14 protein-coding genes are annotated in these 17,942 nt (G+C 39.2%); 2 read left to right on the forward strand and 12 right to left on the reverse strand.

Annotated features, from left to right (window positions below; genetic code table 11):
- The first annotated feature begins 589 nt into the window (after positions 1–589).
- Positions 590–1,216 (forward strand): riboflavin synthase subunit alpha, encoded by a 627-nt coding sequence (locus MTO68_RS21375; protein ID WP_244014277.1) that lies wholly within the window; start codon positions 590–592, stop codon positions 1,214–1,216.
- A gap of 44 nt (positions 1,217–1,260) precedes the next feature.
- On the opposite strand, the gene MTO68_RS21380 is transcribed toward MTO68_RS21375, so the two are convergent.
- Together MTO68_RS21380 and MTO68_RS21385 are read right to left on the reverse strand one after the other, a co-directional pair.
- Positions 1,261–2,151, reverse strand: coding sequence for a metal-dependent hydrolase (locus MTO68_RS21380; protein WP_244014279.1), 891 nt, complete (start codon positions 2,149–2,151; stop codon positions 1,261–1,263).
- 562 nt (positions 2,152–2,713) lie between these two features.
- The gene (locus MTO68_RS21385) at positions 2,714–3,067 is read right to left on the reverse strand and encodes a helix-turn-helix domain-containing protein (protein WP_244014281.1); all 354 of its coding nucleotides are present in this window, start codon (positions 3,065–3,067) and stop codon (positions 2,714–2,716) included.
- A 90-nt stretch (positions 3,068–3,157) separates the two neighbouring features.
- Here MTO68_RS21385 and MTO68_RS21390 point away from each other — a divergent pair, with 90 nt between their 5' ends.
- Positions 3,158–3,706 carry an NAD(P)H-dependent oxidoreductase gene (locus tag MTO68_RS21390; RefSeq protein WP_244014282.1) on the forward strand — a complete coding sequence of 183 codons (549 nt, stop codon included), beginning with the start codon at positions 3,158–3,160 and terminating at the stop codon, positions 3,704–3,706.
- Between the two features lie 73 nt (positions 3,707–3,779).
- Here MTO68_RS21390 and MTO68_RS21395 read toward each other — a convergent pair whose 3' ends face one another.
- The 10 genes from MTO68_RS21395 to MTO68_RS21440 form a co-directional block, all read right to left on the reverse strand.
- Complete coding sequence (locus MTO68_RS21395; RefSeq protein ID WP_004725441.1) at positions 3,780–5,201, reverse strand: FAD-dependent oxidoreductase; 1,422 nt, start codon at positions 5,199–5,201, stop codon at positions 3,780–3,782.
- A 90-nt stretch (positions 5,202–5,291) separates the two neighbouring features.
- Positions 5,292–9,767: a glutamate synthase large subunit gene (gltB, locus tag MTO68_RS21400; RefSeq protein WP_239044765.1), complete on the reverse strand. Its 4,476-nt coding sequence runs from the start codon at positions 9,765–9,767 to the stop codon at positions 5,292–5,294.
- A 425-nt stretch (positions 9,768–10,192) separates the two neighbouring features.
- Positions 10,193–11,056 carry a hypothetical protein gene (locus tag MTO68_RS21405; RefSeq protein ID WP_004816673.1) on the reverse strand — a complete coding sequence of 288 codons (864 nt, stop codon included), beginning with the start codon at positions 11,054–11,056 and terminating at the stop codon, positions 10,193–10,195.
- Between the two features lie 16 nt (positions 11,057–11,072).
- A complete protein-coding gene (aroB, locus tag MTO68_RS21410; protein ID WP_244014284.1) occupies positions 11,073–12,152 on the reverse strand; it encodes a 3-dehydroquinate synthase in 1,080 nt (359 codons plus the stop codon).
- Positions 12,153–12,188: 36 nt separating this feature from the next.
- Positions 12,189–12,731, reverse strand: a complete 543-nt coding sequence (gene aroK, locus MTO68_RS21415) for a shikimate kinase AroK (protein ID WP_004725433.1) — start codon at positions 12,729–12,731, stop codon at positions 12,189–12,191.
- Between the two features lie 36 nt (positions 12,732–12,767).
- Positions 12,768–14,942 carry a type IV pilus secretin PilQ family protein gene (locus tag MTO68_RS21420; RefSeq protein ID WP_244014286.1) on the reverse strand — a complete coding sequence of 725 codons (2,175 nt, stop codon included), beginning with the start codon at positions 14,940–14,942 and terminating at the stop codon, positions 12,768–12,770.
- A 20-nt stretch (positions 14,943–14,962) separates the two neighbouring features.
- Positions 14,963–15,493, reverse strand: coding sequence for a pilus assembly protein PilP (locus tag MTO68_RS21425; RefSeq protein WP_096735283.1), 531 nt, complete (start codon positions 15,491–15,493; stop codon positions 14,963–14,965).
- On the reverse strand, positions 15,490–16,239 hold the full coding sequence (gene pilO, locus MTO68_RS21430; protein ID WP_004816666.1) for a type 4a pilus biogenesis protein PilO: 750 nt from the start codon (positions 16,237–16,239) through the stop codon (positions 15,490–15,492). Before pilO ends, MTO68_RS21425 begins: the two co-directional genes overlap by 4 nt.
- Positions 16,236–16,877, reverse strand: a complete 642-nt coding sequence (locus tag MTO68_RS21435) for a PilN domain-containing protein (RefSeq protein WP_004816663.1) — start codon at positions 16,875–16,877, stop codon at positions 16,236–16,238. Before MTO68_RS21435 ends, pilO begins: the two co-directional genes overlap by 4 nt.
- Complete coding sequence (locus tag MTO68_RS21440) at positions 16,877–17,935, reverse strand: pilus assembly protein PilM (RefSeq protein ID WP_244014288.1); 1,059 nt, start codon at positions 17,933–17,935, stop codon at positions 16,877–16,879. The genes MTO68_RS21435 and MTO68_RS21440 overlap by 1 nt, the downstream gene beginning before the upstream one ends.
- Between the last annotated feature and the right edge of the window lie 7 nt (positions 17,936–17,942).

A 17,942-nucleotide genomic window follows, 5' to 3' on the forward strand; every position in this document is an offset into this window, starting at 1 on the left:
TAATCAACCTGTTAAAAAACGCATACACAAGAATATAATTTCTCTTGATTAATATTTCTAATTAAATCAATTGTATGGAAAAATAAATTGTTTGATTATAAAAAAGCTTGCAATGCCACACCTTACATTCAAAGTTTAAATACCATTGCGTAGGCGATGCCTCACTTTTCAGAGATGAAAAGATGACAAAAATCTTCTACTTGGCGAGGGGTACGTCCTGTACCCCCGCCCAACGGCGACATCCATGTCGCCACACGGTAGAACAACCATCTATGATTCAAAAATACAAAAAATGAATTGATAACGAATAGTTTCTAAAGGTTCATGAATAATATAAATTTCTATTAAAATCAAAAATATGAATTAAATAATTTATGTAAAAATAGGTGGTTTGACTATATAAGCAATGATTTAGACTTTTCCCTATAAAATAAGTCTGTGCAATCCTTACTACTATATTCATTCTCTTTTAAAAAATCATCTAAGTATGATGTTAGGCTCTTCTATACAACATAAATCTAAAATTCAGCCCTAGTCCTCTTCAATGAAATCTGTACAATAAAAATCAGCTAAATAAAAGAGATCAGCGATGTATACAGGTATCGTTCAAGGCTTAGAAAAAGTTGTAAACATCCAACAAGGTGATAATTTTACAACCCTTTATATTTCCAATGAAAATGGCTTTTTAAATGATGTTTTTATTGGCGCCAGTGTCGCAATCGATGGGACATGCTTAACCGCAACAAGTTTTGATGCTGTTGCAAATACAGCCTCATTTGATGTTTCAGCATTGACCACGTCTCTCACCACATTACAATTTTTAAAAATTGGTGATGAAGTCAATATCGAAAGATCTATCAAAGCTGGCATGGAAAACGGTGGGCATAATATTTTTGGGCATATCGAAGGTATGGCAACCATTAAAGATGTGGTTCATACCGGTGAAACACTACACATAGATATCGTTATTCCAGATGACAATATCAGATACTTCTTTAAAAAAGGCTTTATTGGACTGCAAGGTTGCAGCTTGACGGTCAATCGTGTTGATCGGAAAACCAATGAAATTTCAGTGGATTTGATCCCAGAAACCTTACGTTTGACGACATTTAAACATATCCAAATTGGTGGCAAACTCAATTATGAAATTGACCAAATGACCCGCACTATGGTCGATACTTTAGAAAGTATCCATCAACGTCAGCTAGAAAACTAAAAGAGCCAATCTTATAAATTGGCACTTTGATCTAAAGCATTGTCTTAACTATATAACGGCAGATGAACTTCTTCTTGGAAACTTTCCATTCCATAATCATCTGCCAGCTTTTCTTTCCAGTACGCCACAATCTTCGAATAATCAATTTCATCAGGATGAAAGTCAGATTTGTAATAAGATAAATATTCAGGAATCAATGAAATCAACATTTTAGAAATCATATATACCCCAAAGATATTTTGCGGCACTTTAGGTAAACTTTTTCTCCAGTCTTGCATAAACAAACGGGTAGCCGAATAAAACGTTAAACTTGCAAAACCCGTAGTCACATTACGCATCACTGTACGACGCGTACGATCATCTTTATAAATCGCTTGATATACATCAAATGCCACTGCACGATGCTCAATTTCTTCGATTGCATGCCACACCCAAAGTTTCACCGCATCATCATCCAGAGTGCTTAAAACTTCAGGATGACGAAGAATATAGCCACCCAATAATGCAGTAAAATGCTCAAAAGCTGCGGTAACAGCAAGTTGTAATTTTGGATGTACACTTTTAATCAGTGCATCTCGACGCGCCAACCATGCTTGAAAACTATCTAAGTTATAATCATCACGGCACCATGCATCATTGAATTCTGTATGAGCTTTGGAGTGCATGGCCTCTTGACCAATAAATGCTGCAATTTGTGCTTGCAATTTTTCATCCGTGATTTTGTCACGTACATTACGCACACTATGTACAAAGAACTGCTCACCAATCGGAAATGTTGAAGAAAGCGCGGTCAATAAATGTGACATCACAGGAGAATTGGCAAAAAAATGTCTGCGAATTGCTGTTGGGTTAAAGCTTGGTTTACGGACTTTGATACCAATAGCTTTAGGACGATTTAAATATGATTTTTCTGCCGTCGCTTGAACTGTTGACATAAGGATAATCCTACATTTGTCTGAATTTAAGCTATATTGGCACAATCTCAATATTTGTATATTGCAGAATCATCCACACAGTTGACCTAAAATATCATTTTCAAGAAAACACATGGCTCAATTGAAAATCTAAAAAAATTAAAAATATAAGATATTGATAAAATTAAATTTATTAAAAACAAATATATCTCTTATCTTCACAAAAAAGTGCTTTATCGTTTACACAAAGCCTAAAATCGAAATTTATAAGCATGCTTTTATTGACTTAAATGACATTTTTCAATCAGGTTGAATTATGTTTTAATTTTTAAAACAATCACATAGGATCCATTCAAAATTAGAACTCAATTTATAAATATTTATGCTTGCAACGTCATATAAACATTCAACAAAAAAGCATGTGTTTTATAGAACCCAAACAAACAGAATTCGTCTAGGAACTTTTTTGTATTAAAAAAACAAACTATTGCTTTAGTGTGATTGGCAAATTTTATTGCTAAATTGCACTTTTAATTGCCTATTTAGGCATTAAAACTGCTTATTTCAACACCTTCACTTTGAATCAGTTTTGCGCTGAAAAGCCATGTGCCCAAGCAGATAAAGCGTCTAATACAGGAATAAATGTTTGACCAAATGCAGTTAATTCATACACCACTTTGACTGGAGGCTTGTCACCAAATACAGTTCTGGAAATAAAACCATTCTTTTCCAATTGCTTGAGTTGCAAACTTAAGGTCATTTCTGTGATATCTGGCATATCACGCTTAAGTTGATTAAAGCGTTTTGACTCCTCCTTTAGATAATAAAGAATCACGGTTTTCCATTTCCCACCGATTAAATCCATCACCATACTAATCGGGCAATGATAAGTCTTATCGTGAAACGTCACTTCACAGGTGTTTTGCTCAATATTCATTTTTCTACCAGCTATCAAAATGGATAGTTATTGTACATAAAAACTATAATATTTATATTCACTATAATTTTTATAGTTGGAAAAACCAAGATGGCATTACTGATTTTAGCGCATCCCAGTTTTACTGAATCTGTCGCAAATAAAACCATTGTCGATGAATTATCAAGAACTCAAACTGATTTAGAAATTCGCCATATTCATGATTTATATCCAGATTATCAAATCGATATTGCAGCAGAGCAAAGTGCACTATTAAGACATGAGCTGATCATTTTACAATGCCCTATGTACTGGTTCAGTATACCTGCCATTTTAAAAATTTGGTTTGATCAGGTGTTTACCTATCAATTCGCCTATGGTTCCAAAGGAGACAAGCTTAAACATAAAAAGCTTTTGCTGAGTATGACCATTGGTCAACCTGAGCAGAATTTTAGTACGGAACAACAGCATTCATTATTGGAGGGCTTTTTATCTCCAATTCAAAAATCAGCACTTTATACTGGAATGGAATATTTAAAACCCGTGTTCTTATATGATATTTCAACTGTTTTAGGACATACACACGCTGAAATCAGAACTCGAGCAAAACAACATAGTTTAAAGTTAAATCATTATCTGCAAACGATTGGCTCAAATTAATTTTTTGAGTTTGCTGCATTAAAAAGCCCGCATGACTGCGGGCTCTTAAATAGATGTTATTTAATGTCTAAAATTAAACATCAAGATAATCCAAAATTCCTTCAGCAGCTTCACGGCCTTCCCAGATTGCAGTCACCACCAAATCAGAACCACGTACCATATCTCCGCCCGCAAAGATTTTTGGGTTAGAGGTTTGGAATTTGAATTGTTGTTTTTCAGCAGCAATGACTCGACCAGAACCATCTAGCCCAATATTTGCACCTGCAAACCATTCTGCTGGGCTAGTACGGAAACCAAAAGCCAGCAATACCGCATCTGCGGGTAAAACTTCTTCAGAACCTGGAATCGGTTCAGGACTACGACGACCACGGCTATCAGGGTCACCCAGCTGGGTAGTCACAACTTTTACACCCGTCACTTTACCGTTTTCACCAACGATTTCGATTGGCTGACGGTTGAACTGGAAGTCTACCCCTTCTTCACGCGCATTTTTCACTTCACGACGTGAACCTGGCATATTTTCTTCATCACGACGGTAAGCACAAGTTACTGACTCTGCACCCTGACGGATTGAAGTACGGTTACAGTCCATTGCAGTATCACCACCGCCTAAAACGATGACTTTTTTGCCCTGAACGCTGATGTATTCAGATGGATCTTTTTCCCAGCCTTGTGTACGGTTAACATTTGCAATCAAGAAATCTAGTGCATCATAGACACCATCAAAATCTTCACCTGCAAAGCCGCCTTTCATATAGGTATATGTTCCCATACCCATAAATACAGCATCATAGTCAGCAAGCAATTGATCGATAGTGATATCTGTACCAATTTCAGTATTTAAGCGGAATTCAACGCCCATACCGGTGAAAATTTCACGGCGGCGTTTCATCACATCTTTTTCCATTTTAAATTCTGGAATACCAAATGTAAGCAATCCACCAATTTCAGGACGCTTGTCAAATACAACAGGTTTTACTCCATTACGGACTAAAATATCTGCACAACCTAAGCCTGCTGGACCTGCACCAATAATGGCAACTTTTTTGTTGGTCCATTTTACCGATGACATATCTGGACGCCAGCCCAAAGCAAAGGCAGTATCGTTGATATATTTTTCGGCATTACCAATGGTCACAGCACCAAAACCATCATTCAGGGTACAAGCACCCTCACATAAACGATCTTGTGGACATACCCGACCACATACTTCAGGTAAAGTGTTAGTTTGATGGCAAAGCTCAGCCGCTTGGAAAATACGTCCTTCTGCAATCAGTTTTAACCAGTTTGGAATATAGTTATGTACGGGACATTTCCATTCACAATATGGGTTACCACAGCCTAAACAACGGTGGGTTTGGTTTGCTGCAACTTCCGCTGTAAAAGGTTTATAAATTTCCACAAACTCTGCTTTGCGGACATTAATATCTTTTTTCTCTGGATCTTGGCGTGCTACATCCAGAAATTGAAAGTCATTATTCAGGCGTTCAGCCATGTCTCTCTCCGTGGGTGAGCGTGGATAACTTCATTCGCTTGTGTATATCTGCGAAGTTATCCACACCTACCTAAAATTTGAGTAGTGGAATTATTGTGGATCTGCTTGAGTTGTTTTCAAAAGCGTTTGTAAATTAGCCGCTTTTGGTTTCACCAGCCAGAATTTACGGCTATAGAAATCAAACTCGTTGCGAATCTTGTACGCCCAAGCACTACCTGTTTCAGCAATGTGTTCATCTAAGATACGAAGTAAGAATTCTTGATGTTCTTCCATCGCTTCTGTAGAAATACGGTTTAATTCAATCAATTCGTGGTTGTAGTAATCAACAAAGTCGTTATCTAAGTCAAGTACATAAGCAAAACCACCGGTCATACCTGCACCAAAGTTGTGTCCAACTTTACCCAGTACAGTCACGATACCGCCTGTCATATATTCACAGCAATGGTCGCCTGCACCTTCAATGACCGCAAACGCGCCAGAGTTACGCACAGCAAAACGCTCGCCCGCTGTACCCGCAGCAAATAATTTACCGCCTGTCGCACCGTATAAACAGGTATTGCCGATAATTGCCGTTTCTTGAGTTTGGAATGGTGAACCTTTTGGTGGGAAGATCGATACTCGACCACCTGCCATACCTTTACCCACATAGTCATTTGCATCACCTTCAAGGCTGATATGCAAACCACCCGCATTCCAAACACCCAATGACTGACCCGCAGTTCCTTTTAAATTCACTTTAACAGGATGTGCTTCCATGCTGAGATTGCCATAACGTTTGGCAATTTCACCTGAAAGACGCGCACCAATTGAACGGTCACAGTTGCCCACAGTAAAATGGAACTCACCACCGGTACTTGCTTCAATCGCAGGTAACATTTCTGCCACCATTTTCTCAGCAAGAATACCTTTATCAAATGGTTCATTGCCTTGTACTTGGCAATATTGCGCTTTGCCTTCCGCAGATGGATGTGATTCTAACAATGCACTTAAATCTAAATGTGCATGTTTATCCGTTTCACCGGGCAACATCTCAAGTAGATCAGTACGACCGATCAAATCTTTCAATGATGCAACACCTAAAGCAGCCAACCATTCACGTGTTTCTTCCGCAATAAAGTGGAAGAAATTAATCAGCATTTCTGGCTCGCCAATATAATGCTCTTGACGTAAATGATCTTGCTGAGTTGCCACACCTGTTGCACAGTTATTTAAGTGACAAATACGCAAGTATTTACATCCAAGCGCGATCATTGGGGTAGAACCAAAACCAAAGCTCTCCGCACCTAAAATCGCAGCTTTAACCACATCTAGACCTGTTTTTAAGCCACCATCAGTTTGTACACGTACTTTACCACGCAGGTCATTGACACGAAGTGCTTGATGCGCTTCTGAAAGCCCCAATTCCCATGGCGAACCTGCATGATGAATAGAGGATAAAGGTGAAGCCGCTGTACCGCCGTCATATCCAGAAATGGTAATGAAATCTGCATAGGCTTTTGCAACACCCGCTGCAATTGTTCCAACCCCAGGCTCTGATACTAGTTTCACAGACACCATGGCTTGTGGATTGACTTGCTTTAAGTCAAAGATCAGCTGCGATAAATCTTCAATAGAATAAATATCATGGTGTGGTGGTGGTGAAATCAAAGTCACCCCTGGAACCGAGTATCGTAAACGCGCAATTAAGCCATTCACTTTACCGCCCGGTAACTGACCGCCTTCACCTGGTTTTGCACCTTGTGCTACTTTGATCTGTAACACTTCAGCAGATGTTAAATATGCAGGTGTTACACCAAAACGACCTGAAGCAATTTGCTTAATTTTAGAGTTACGAATGGTGCCATAACGTGCAGGATCTTCACCGCCCTCACCCGAGTTCGAACGACCACCGATCGTATTCATTGCGATCGCAATAGCTTCATGTGCCTCTGGTGACAATGCACCTAAAGACATACCAGCAGAGTCAAAACGCGGCAGAATTTCTTCAACTGATTCAACTGCTTCTAATGGAATAGAATGATCAGTTTTGAGTTTTAATAAGTCACGAATCGTCGCAATAGGACGTGTGTTCACCAACTCTGCGTATTCTTTAAAGTCGGCATAATTGCCTGAACGCACTGATTTATGCAACGCATTGATCACATCAGGGTTAAATGCGTGGTATTCCTTATCAAAGACAAACTTGAGCAAACCACCTTGTTCAATTGGCTTACGTGCTTTCCAAGCAATATCTGCTAGTTTTTTTAAGTCATTTTCAAGGTCAATGAATGTTGCACCTTTAATACGGCTTGGCACACCTGTAAAGCACTTACTGACAACTTCTTCAGATAAGCCGACTGCTTCAAATAACTGTCCACCACGATAAGATGCGACTGTTGAAATCCCCATTTTTGAGAGGACTTTGAGTAAACCTTTATCAATACCTTTGCGGAAATTCGCTTGTGCGTGAATTGGATCACCCAATAATTCACCTTTTGCAATCAAATCATTGATCACATCATAAGCCAAATAAGGGTAAATCGCAGTTGCACCAAAACCTAAGATCACGGCAAATTGATGTGCATCACGTGCAAGTGCAGTTTCAACAATGATGTTTGCATCGGTACGTAAACCAGCATTAATCAAGAAGTGATGTATTGCACCCGTCACCATTGCTGCATTTGCAGGTAAAAAGCCTTCACGGATTTTACGATCTGAAATGACCAATAAGGTTTTACCATCACGAATCGCCTGTGCAGCTTCTTCACAAATACGTGAAATCGCAGCTTCAAGACCTTCAGCTACAGGATAATTCAAATCAATATCTGCAATTTCGTAACCTTTACGACCAAGGGTACGAATCTGGTGCATTTTAGAGTTTGACAGTACAGGGCTCGATACAATTAAACGATCTGCATGCTCTGGACCTTGTTCAAATACATTTTGCTCACGACCAAAGCAGGTTTCCAATGACATGACAATTGATTCACGTAATGGGTCAATCGGTGGATTGGTCACTTGCGCAAATTGCTGACGGAAATAATCTGTCACATGACGCACTTGGCGAGACAATACCGCCATTGGTGTATCGTCACCCATTGAACCGACAGCTTCCTGTCCACTTTCAGCGATTGGACGAAGCAGTTGATCACGCTCTTCAAATGTCACCATAAACATTTTTTGAGCCGCTTTAAGGTCATCACCTTTTAAGCCTTGATCACACAAATATTCTTCAAGCTCTGGGCTACCTTGCAAGCGAACTGAGTTTTCACGTAACCATTCACGGTAAGGGCGCATTTTTTTCAGATGATTGCTCACATCTTTGGTATCGAGCAATTTTCCAGTCAAGGTATCAATCACCAGGATTTGACCAGGACCTACACGACCTTTAGAGATCACATCTTCAGGTTCATAACCCCAGACACCAATTTCTGATGCCAAAGTGATATAACCATTCTTAGTGATCACCCAACGTGCAGGACGCAAGCCATTACGGTCTAGCATACAAATCGCATGACGACCATCTTGGATCACCAGACCCGCAGGACCATCCCAAGCCTCCATATGCTTAGAGTTGAATTCATAAAACGCGCGTAAATCCGCATCTAATGTTTCAACGTTTTGCCACGCTGGTGGAACAAGCATGCGTAATGCACGGAATAAATCCATCCCGCCACCCACAAGCAGCTCAAGCATATTGTCCATACTTGATGAGTCTGAGCCTGTACGGTTTACAATTGGACTCAGTTCAGTAATGCCTGGCAATAATGGATTTTCAAATTTTGGGGTACGTGCCACTGCCCAGTTACGGTTTGCAGTAATGGTGTTAATTTCACCATTATGGGCCAAATAACGGAACGGCTGTGCCAATGGCCAACGGGGTAAAGTATTGGTCGAGAAACGTTGATGGAACACAACAATGTGTGAGTCCAAACGTTCATCAGCAAGATCTGTATAGAATTCTGCAATATATGCAGGCATCATTAAGCCTTTATAGGTGATCACTGTAGAGCACAGTGTGGTCACATAAAAATAGGGATCAGCTGTTAATTGTTGTTCTGCACGACGACGTGCCATAAGTAACTTACGGTTAAATTCAACCTCAGTCACACCCATTGGACAATTGACAAAAATTTGTTCAAATGCAGGTAAAGACTGCATTGCGATTGAACCCAAGGCATCATTATTGGTTGGAACAACACGCCAACCAATCACACGACAGCCTTCTTCTTCAATTTCATGGGTTAGAATTTGCTTTGCATGGGCCGCAAGTGCTGGATCTAAATTTAAAAATATCGTCCCGACCGCAAAAATTTCACTCAGTGTAATGTCACTGATCTTTTTTGCTTCTTCACGGAAGAATGCTTTAGGCATAGCCAAGAGCAAGCCACAACCATCACCGGTCTTACCATCTGCGGCAATACCACCACGGTGCGTCATACAGCTTAGACTATGAATCGCGGTCTTGACTAAATCATGACTCGCATCACCCTGCATATGGGCAATCAAGCCGAAACCACAGTTATCTTTAAACTCATCCGGTTGGTATAAACCTTGAGCGGGAGCTACAGTGTTAGGCGATGGCATGTGCATAGCGTACCCTTCTTTCTACATAGGCCCATGAAAGGGCGAAAAACATTCGAACACTCAATTACGATTTTTAAGTATTTTCTTAGCTCAAGTAAACCACTGAGTCAGAATCGAATACCAGTCTGTTTTTACTTTAATTGCAAGATTGTTTTACAACTTCCGCACTGAAATAAAGCACTCAATCAGACTTAAATCGCACACCAACTGAATCATTTCGCTCCAAAACAGGGACAATCAACTCAATTAGCGCAACAATAAAGCAAAAAATATGCCAAATTTTATTTTTGTTCACCAAATCACTAAAAGATAGTGAAATAAAGATATTCTTTAAAATTCTAAGCGTCTTATAAAGGCATTTATAGCACCATTTTTGTGCAAATATAAAATTAAATAATTAATTCTGCTTCATTTTAGAGCTAATTTTAATTAAATGGATCACTGACTTCATGCTCAGCTGGCTTTTTATCAGCAGTAGCACCGGTTTCTTTATTGTTGCTTGAAGGCTGTGCACGAGATTGTGACTTTTGTACATCTACCACATTGCCAGATGCATCACGACGGGTAATTGTGGTTTTGGTGGTCTGATTTGCAGGAGCTGAACCTGTTAAAGAAGACAAGGCCGATTTTGCTTGAGCCAATAGCGTTTCATCAACTACAGGTAAAGGTGCAGATTTTAATTTTACTTGATAGAGTTTATTTGCACTTGCCATTTCATCTGAGCCCAGATCATTAATTAAAGCACTATATTTTTCAAACTGGATCGCTTGAGGATGAATAGATGCAGGCAATTTTAGATTTAATTGTTGTAACTGGCTCTTGGCCTGATCATCACTTTTAAATAAACCATAGGCTAAAACATATTGCTCAGCTTGATCTTCACCACTTAAACGGAAGTAAATAAAATTTTTACGATCCGCTTGTTTCTGTAAAAAGCCCAAGATGACATCTTCATCTGAGGTCTTAAATAGCTCTATGGTCCAAGCTTTCTTATTTTCTTGAAAAAATTTTGTACCACGAAATTCTGCATCATGGCTACCCGCAGTCACAATACGTGTGGTCATTTCAAGTGGACGTACTTCATCCATCAAAGCGCCTAAATGCGATGTTGCGGCAACTTTTTCAGGTTGAATTTGAACTTGGGACTCTTCAATCGGATTGACTACAGTGACCAGATCTTTGGTGTCGGTCACTGCCCAAAAAATCAGTGCCACCAAAAGACAGATTAATCCACCAACCAACCAAATATATTGTCGAATATTTTGCCAATTTGTACGAATTGCTGCCATTTGGAACTAACCTTTTCTATATCTGATTCGCGAGAATCGCTTGTTTCATCAACTCAACATCAAAATCTTTAGTAATGATGGCTTGGCCGAGTTGTTTTATCAATATTAAACGAAGTTGACCATTTAATACTTTTTTATCATGTGACATATATGCCAAAAATTCATCGAGCGGAATTTTAGGACATGCTACAGGTAATTGGGCACGTTGTATGATTTTTTTTGTACGTTCCAGATCATCGGATGAAATCCATCCCATACGCTGAGACAAATCAGCAGCCATCACCATACCCGTTGCAATTGCTTCCCCATGCAACCACACCCCATAACCGAGATACGACTCAATGGCATGACCAAAAGTATGGCCTAAATTCAATAAAGCACGTTCACCTTGCTCTTTCTCATCATTGGCCACAATTCTTGCTTTATGCGCACAAGAACGATAAACAGCTTCAGCCAATAATTCTGGATTTTGGGCAATCAGCCCATCCATATGCTCTTCTAACCATGTTAAAAAGTCGACATCACCCAGTAATGCATATTTAATCACCTCAGCCAAACCTGCTGAAAGTTCACGTTCAGGCAAGGTTTGGAGCTGTGCCATATCAGCCAAAACCACTTGAGGTTGCTGAAATGCACCAATCATATTTTTGCCTAAAGGGTGATTAATTCCAGTTTTCCCACCAACACTCGAATCCACTTGAGACAATAATGTGGTCGGAACTTGGATAAAATACACGCCTCGTTGGAAACAGGCGGAGGCAAAACCTGCCATATCACCAATCACCCCACCACCTAAAGCCAAAACCGTACAATCACGATTAAAGCCAGCTTGAAGCAAAGCATCAAAAATCAGATTGAGGTGCTGGATATCTTTATATTTCTCACCATCAGGCAAAACACATGTTGTAACCTGCTTACCCAACTGTTGAATCGCCTCAACATAGTGCGACAAATACAAAGGCTGAACTGTGGTATTTGTAACAATCATCACTTGATGCCCTTGAATATAAGGTTCAAGCAATTCTTGAGGATTCAAATGACTACCAATAAAGATTGGATAACGACGTTCACCCAGTTCAACATGTAAAGTTTGCATGATTCTGCCAAATAACAATGAATGATAATTTACTGACTAAATAATTTCTTTTGAAACGATCAGTTGCAATATTCTCAGCGCTAAATCTCGCGCAGCACCCTGATTGGTTTCAATAATATAATGTGCAACATCTCTATAAAGTGGATCTCGTGCTTTAAGTAGATCCTTTAACTTTTGCTCAGGATTCTCGACTTGTAATAAAGGACGATTTTTATCTCGATGTGTACGTAATAATTGGATTTCTACAGGGGTATATAAATAAATCACAATACCTCTATGCTTGAGATATTCTCGATTCATGGCTTGAGTAACAGCACCACCACCTGTTGCAACCACTAAATTTTTTTTTGATGTGAGCTCATCAATCACGATTGTTTCTCTTGTACGGAAACCTTGTTCGCCTTCTTTTTCAAAAATCCAAGGAATAGATGCCCCAGTTTTTCTTTCTATTTCATGATCGCTGTCTAAAAACTCACGACTTAACAGTTCCGCTAGATGCCGACCAACTGTTGTTTTTCCTGCTCCCATGGGCCCTACCAAATAAATATTTGGTAGGGTTTCCAACTCTTTGCTTGGCAAGGAGTCACCTATCGAATTGCTTTCATTGAAAGTATATTAATGATTTCTGGTACGACTGTCATTAACAATTCTTGGTGTCACAAAGATTAGTAACTCTCGTTTATTATCAGACTTTACATCCTTTCTAAATAATCGTCCTAAATAAGGAATATCACCTAAAAATGGAACTTTGGTCTGACTGTTTTTAGTTTCTTGTTCAAAAATGCCACCTAATACCACGGTTTCTCCATCATCGACTAAGACATTGGTATTGATTTCATTCTTGTTAATCGCCACATTTCCATTCACTATTTGGCCAGCTGAGTCACTTGTGACATTTAGCTGCATTTGTACTTTCCCTTCTGGAGTAATGCTTGGTGTAACATCCAAACTGAGCAAAGCATCTTTAAATTCAGTTGTTGCAACGGCACTGCCTCCTGCCGTTTGCGTTGACTGATATGGAATTTGTTGACCCGAAGCAACTTTGGCTTTTTGTTTATCTGCAGTCATTACTTTTGGTGTTGAAATCACTTCCCCATAACCATCGGCTTGTAATGCAGATAATTCTAGGTCTAACATAAAATCAGACATACTAATTAAACCAAATGCAATCTTACTTGCACCCGCAGTCGTCACACCAAGATCGACATTTAAATTATCAGGGCGAGTAATGGTATATTTGCCATTACTATCTGGGTTTTTTAAATCCCAAAGTGTTTGATCACTTCCACCAACCAGCAAATCATTATTCTTGGTAATCCCTTGAGATAAAATGCCCCACTTTACCCCCATTTCTTTGGTAAAATCTGTCGTAGCACGAACAATACGTGCTTCAACCATGACTTGTTTTACCGAAATATCCAATAGATCAATCATTTTACGGATTTTATCAATATTATTTGCAGTATCATTAATAATTAATGTATTTGTTCTTGTATCTGCAACCGCACTTCCTCTTAAGCTCAGTAGACTTTCTAAAGCTAAAGAATCTGTATTATTGGTATTATTCGCCTGCGCACCTTTAGGGTTTCTAGAGTCCTGTAACAATTTAAGAACTTCTGCAACTTTTGCATAATTAAGCTGAATATATTCAGTTTGAATTGGTGCTAATTTTACACTTTGTGCAATTGCTTTGGCTTCATCTTCTTCTGCTTTAATCAGCTCGGTGACAGGCGCAATCCAAATCACACTCCCATTACGGCGCTTATCTAAATTTTTGGTTTTTAAAATAATATCTAAGGCCTGATCCCAAGGTACATCTTTTAAACGTAAAGTTATATTACCTTGAACTGAATCCGCAGCCACCATATTAATACTGGTAAAATCAGCAAGCAGCTGTAGTACACGGCGTACTTCAATATCTTGAAAATCCAGTGAGATTTTCTTACCGGTATAAGATTGACTCACATTGGGACGATTTACTTTATTTTCTACAGGGCGCTTTAAACTCACGGTCAATTTATTTTCCGCTTGGAAAGCCATATATTCATAGCTCCCCGAAGATTGAATGGTGATTACGCCATTGGAACCATCATTATAAGCATCCACAGAAGAAACTGGGGTCGCAAAATCATTAACATTTAAACGACGAATTAAATGTGCTGGAATTTTATTCCCTAAGGTTCGAATAACAACTTTACTGCCCTGTTGTTGCACATCTACAGGTGTATTTGCACCAGACAGATTTACAATAACCTGCCCCTCACCCGCATTGCCACGCTGAAAACCGATATCTGCGATGCCTTGATTTTGCTTATTCTGTGTAGATGCAGATGCTGCATAAGTCGGTAAAGCAGCAGCTTGATTGGCATTGTTAATCTTTAAAATAAAGGTATTCCCTTCAACACGCGTTGTAAAAGAACCACTATTTTTTAAATTTACTGTTAAGCGTGAACGTTGATCATCGGCCGCAATATCTACAGTCGACGCTTCTTCACTCGCCACAGCAATGGATGATTGATTGATCGTTTGCTTCGCCTGATCAAAGTCTAAAATCAGTCGCGATGGATTATCCAATTGATAGGCTTGAGGCTGTGGCGGTAAGCCATTAAACATCACACGAATTTCTGTACCTTGCCCCGATATTTTCATCGGTACAATATTGGTCATGGTTGTTTGCGCTGCTGCAACCTGCATAATCGCAATTGACACTGCCGCCATAGTAAATTGACGAAGTTGACTATTCATAAACTTACCATCCCCGTTAAAGATATTTTTCAAACTCTTTTTCATTTTTATTCCTTTATTCCGTTTTAATCTATTGGACCGATTAGGACTAGACTCCGTGGTCTTTCTATATAACCGTCTCGACCATCTGGAACAATTTCCAATAAATCAATACGGGTCGGCGTAATTTCAATAATTCGCCCTTGATTCATACCCATGTAGTTGCCAAGTTGTACCCGCTCAATCTCACCATCAGGTGTTTGAATCAACCCCACTGTTTGCCCAACAGCTCCTTTCATACTTCCTTTCAGTGTTAACGATTCTAAAGGATAGCTTTCAAGCGGCTGTGGTTGTCTTGAAAAATTCGGGTAGACACGCTTGCCTGACATGATTTTCAATTCATTTGCCAATGAGCTTGGCAAAAATGGGCTGCGTAATTGTTGAGCTGAATAATTAAAGCTTGGTACAGGATTAAATACTGGTGCAGGTTCAATCGGCAATGGTTGCTGATTTCTAATATTTGCCATTTCTTGGTTAACGGCATCAATACGAGAATCGCACCCCACCAACAGCATTGCAAAAGAGATTCCACAAACTATTTTACTGAGCTGGTTCATTGTGGCTTCCCTCCTTGCTGAGGTGTCGTTGTCTTCTGTGCTACAGCATTCGCAGATTTATTAATCTTTTGCTCATCAGCACCAATATAACGATAGGTTTTTGCTTTAATTGTATAGTCAATCACTGGCACATCAGACTTATTATCTTGACTAGGTGTTCCTGTAATTGTGAAATCATGCAAAGTGACAATACGTGGTAAAGCAGCCAAACTACTGACAAAACTGCCAAATGAATGATAATCCCCTGTTGCATCAATCGAGATCGGCTGCTCAATAAAGAACTCCTGCTTCACTTCTGGTTCTAATTTGATATTTTTAAATTTCAAACCAGAACTTACCCCTGTCACGTTAATGTCTTCAACTAGACTCGGAATTTCAGTTTCTTTAGGAAGTTGCTCTAATTGCTGATTAAAATTTGCTTCCATTTGTTGCAATTGTGCTTGATATTGCTGCAAGTTTCTTAATTTAGAGTCTTTTTCTTTAAACTCAGTTAATAAATTTTGTTCAACTGTACGTGCTTGATCAATTGCATCTAATTTAGGTCTAATTGCTAAAAAATAGCCAATTGCACACACCAAAAAAAACAAGAATACCCAACAGGTGACTTTAACGGATAAAGGCCAACTGCCATAGTTATTCATATCCAAGGTATTGAACTGTTGAAAAAACTTCTCAACAGTCATCTTGTTCTTTTTTGGAGCATCATTTACAGATGATTCTAATTGCTCAAAATCTTCACGACTCATTTTGCACCCCCAGCAGCTGGAACTTGTCCAGCTTTCGTTGTATCCCCATCTGTAGTCGCTGCTATTTCACCGATATCTACAGTCACAACAAAACTTCCATATGATTCTTCTACACGAGGGATCACCGAAGTCTGCACTTTATTTTTATTTTCATCTGCAGCTAAGAATGAATTCATAAATGCATTTCGATACCATTCAGACGCCTCTAATCCACGCAACAATTCAGCAACTGTATTTGGACTTTCAGCTTTGCCCTCAATGGTAAATTTATCACCCACACGACTAAATTTTGTGATGTACATTTGTGCAGGGACAATTCGAACCAACTCATCAACGAGGCGAACAATCACAGGACGCTGACCTTGTAAGCCTTGGATCAGTTTCATACGTTCAATAATGGCATTACGACGTTCTTGTAAACCATCTAAAGTTTTTAATTGGGTATCTAAATTTTGATTGGTACTGGTCACCAATTGATTGGCTTGCTCCTGATCTTCTAACTTATGATCGAAATAGAACCACGCCAATAACACTGTCACTAAACCAATCAGTGCAACCCCAACACATATCGCAACGAATTGCTTCTTCTTCTGTTCTCTTAGCTCATCACGCCAAGGGAGTAAGTTAATCTTTGCCATTAATCAAAACTCCTCAAAGCCAAACCACATGCAACCATTAAAGAAGGTGCATCATTTTCTATTTTTTTTAAGTCAATTTGTGGTGAAAACCCCATTTGTAAGAAAGGATTTGCAATCGTGACGCGATAACCGAGTTTTTGTTGTAATAATTTTGCCAAACCAGGAATATTGGCATTACCACCCGCCAATAGAATATGGTCGATCTCGTTAAACTGAGAAGATGAAAAGAAGAACTGTAATGAACGAGCAGCTTGTTGTACAACTGCTTCTAAAAACGGCATCAAGACTTCTGTTTCAAAATCATCAGGTAAAGTCCGATCTTTTTTGGCACGACCAGCTTCGTCATAAGACAAACCATAACGGTTCTGTACATCTTGAGTCAGCTGCTTGCCACCAAAAACTTGCTCTCGGGTATAAATGATCTTGCCATTTTGCATCACAGACAAAGTGGTCATGGTATGACCAATATCTAGGATACCCACAAGATTTACACCAATTGGCAAGGTATCGGAAAAGACATCAAAAGCACGCTCAATTGCATAACTTTCTACATCTGCGATTTTAGGTGATAAGCCCCCGATTTCTAAAACTTCAACACGAGAATCGATATTCTCTGCACGTGTTGCAACAAGTAACACATTGACTCGATTTGGATTTGCCAGCTTATCTTTTAACACTTCAAAATCTAGACTGACTTCATCCAGTGGGAAAGGGATATATTGTTCAGCATCCATTCGAATCTGAACTTCTCTTTCCTCATCTGACATATCTGCATCCATTTCGATGATTTTGTGAATCACCATAGATGTAGGTACAGCAACCGCGACATTTTGCGATTGAGGATTGCCAATATTGACTGCTCTTTCCAACGCATCAGCAACTGCTTCAGGATTAAGAATGTTTTTCTCAACAACACTCCCATCCAGCAGTGGACTTAATCCATAACTTTCAACCCAGTAACGACCGTTCTTAACAGAGAGCTCTAAAATCTTTACAGTAGTAGAACTAATATCTACTCCTATTAACCCCTTATTTGGCTTACGATATAGTCTAAGCACGATTGAT

The organism is Acinetobacter sp. NyZ410 (assembly GCF_022828975.1).
Lineage (GTDB): Bacteria > Pseudomonadota > Gammaproteobacteria > Pseudomonadales > Moraxellaceae > Acinetobacter > Acinetobacter guillouiae.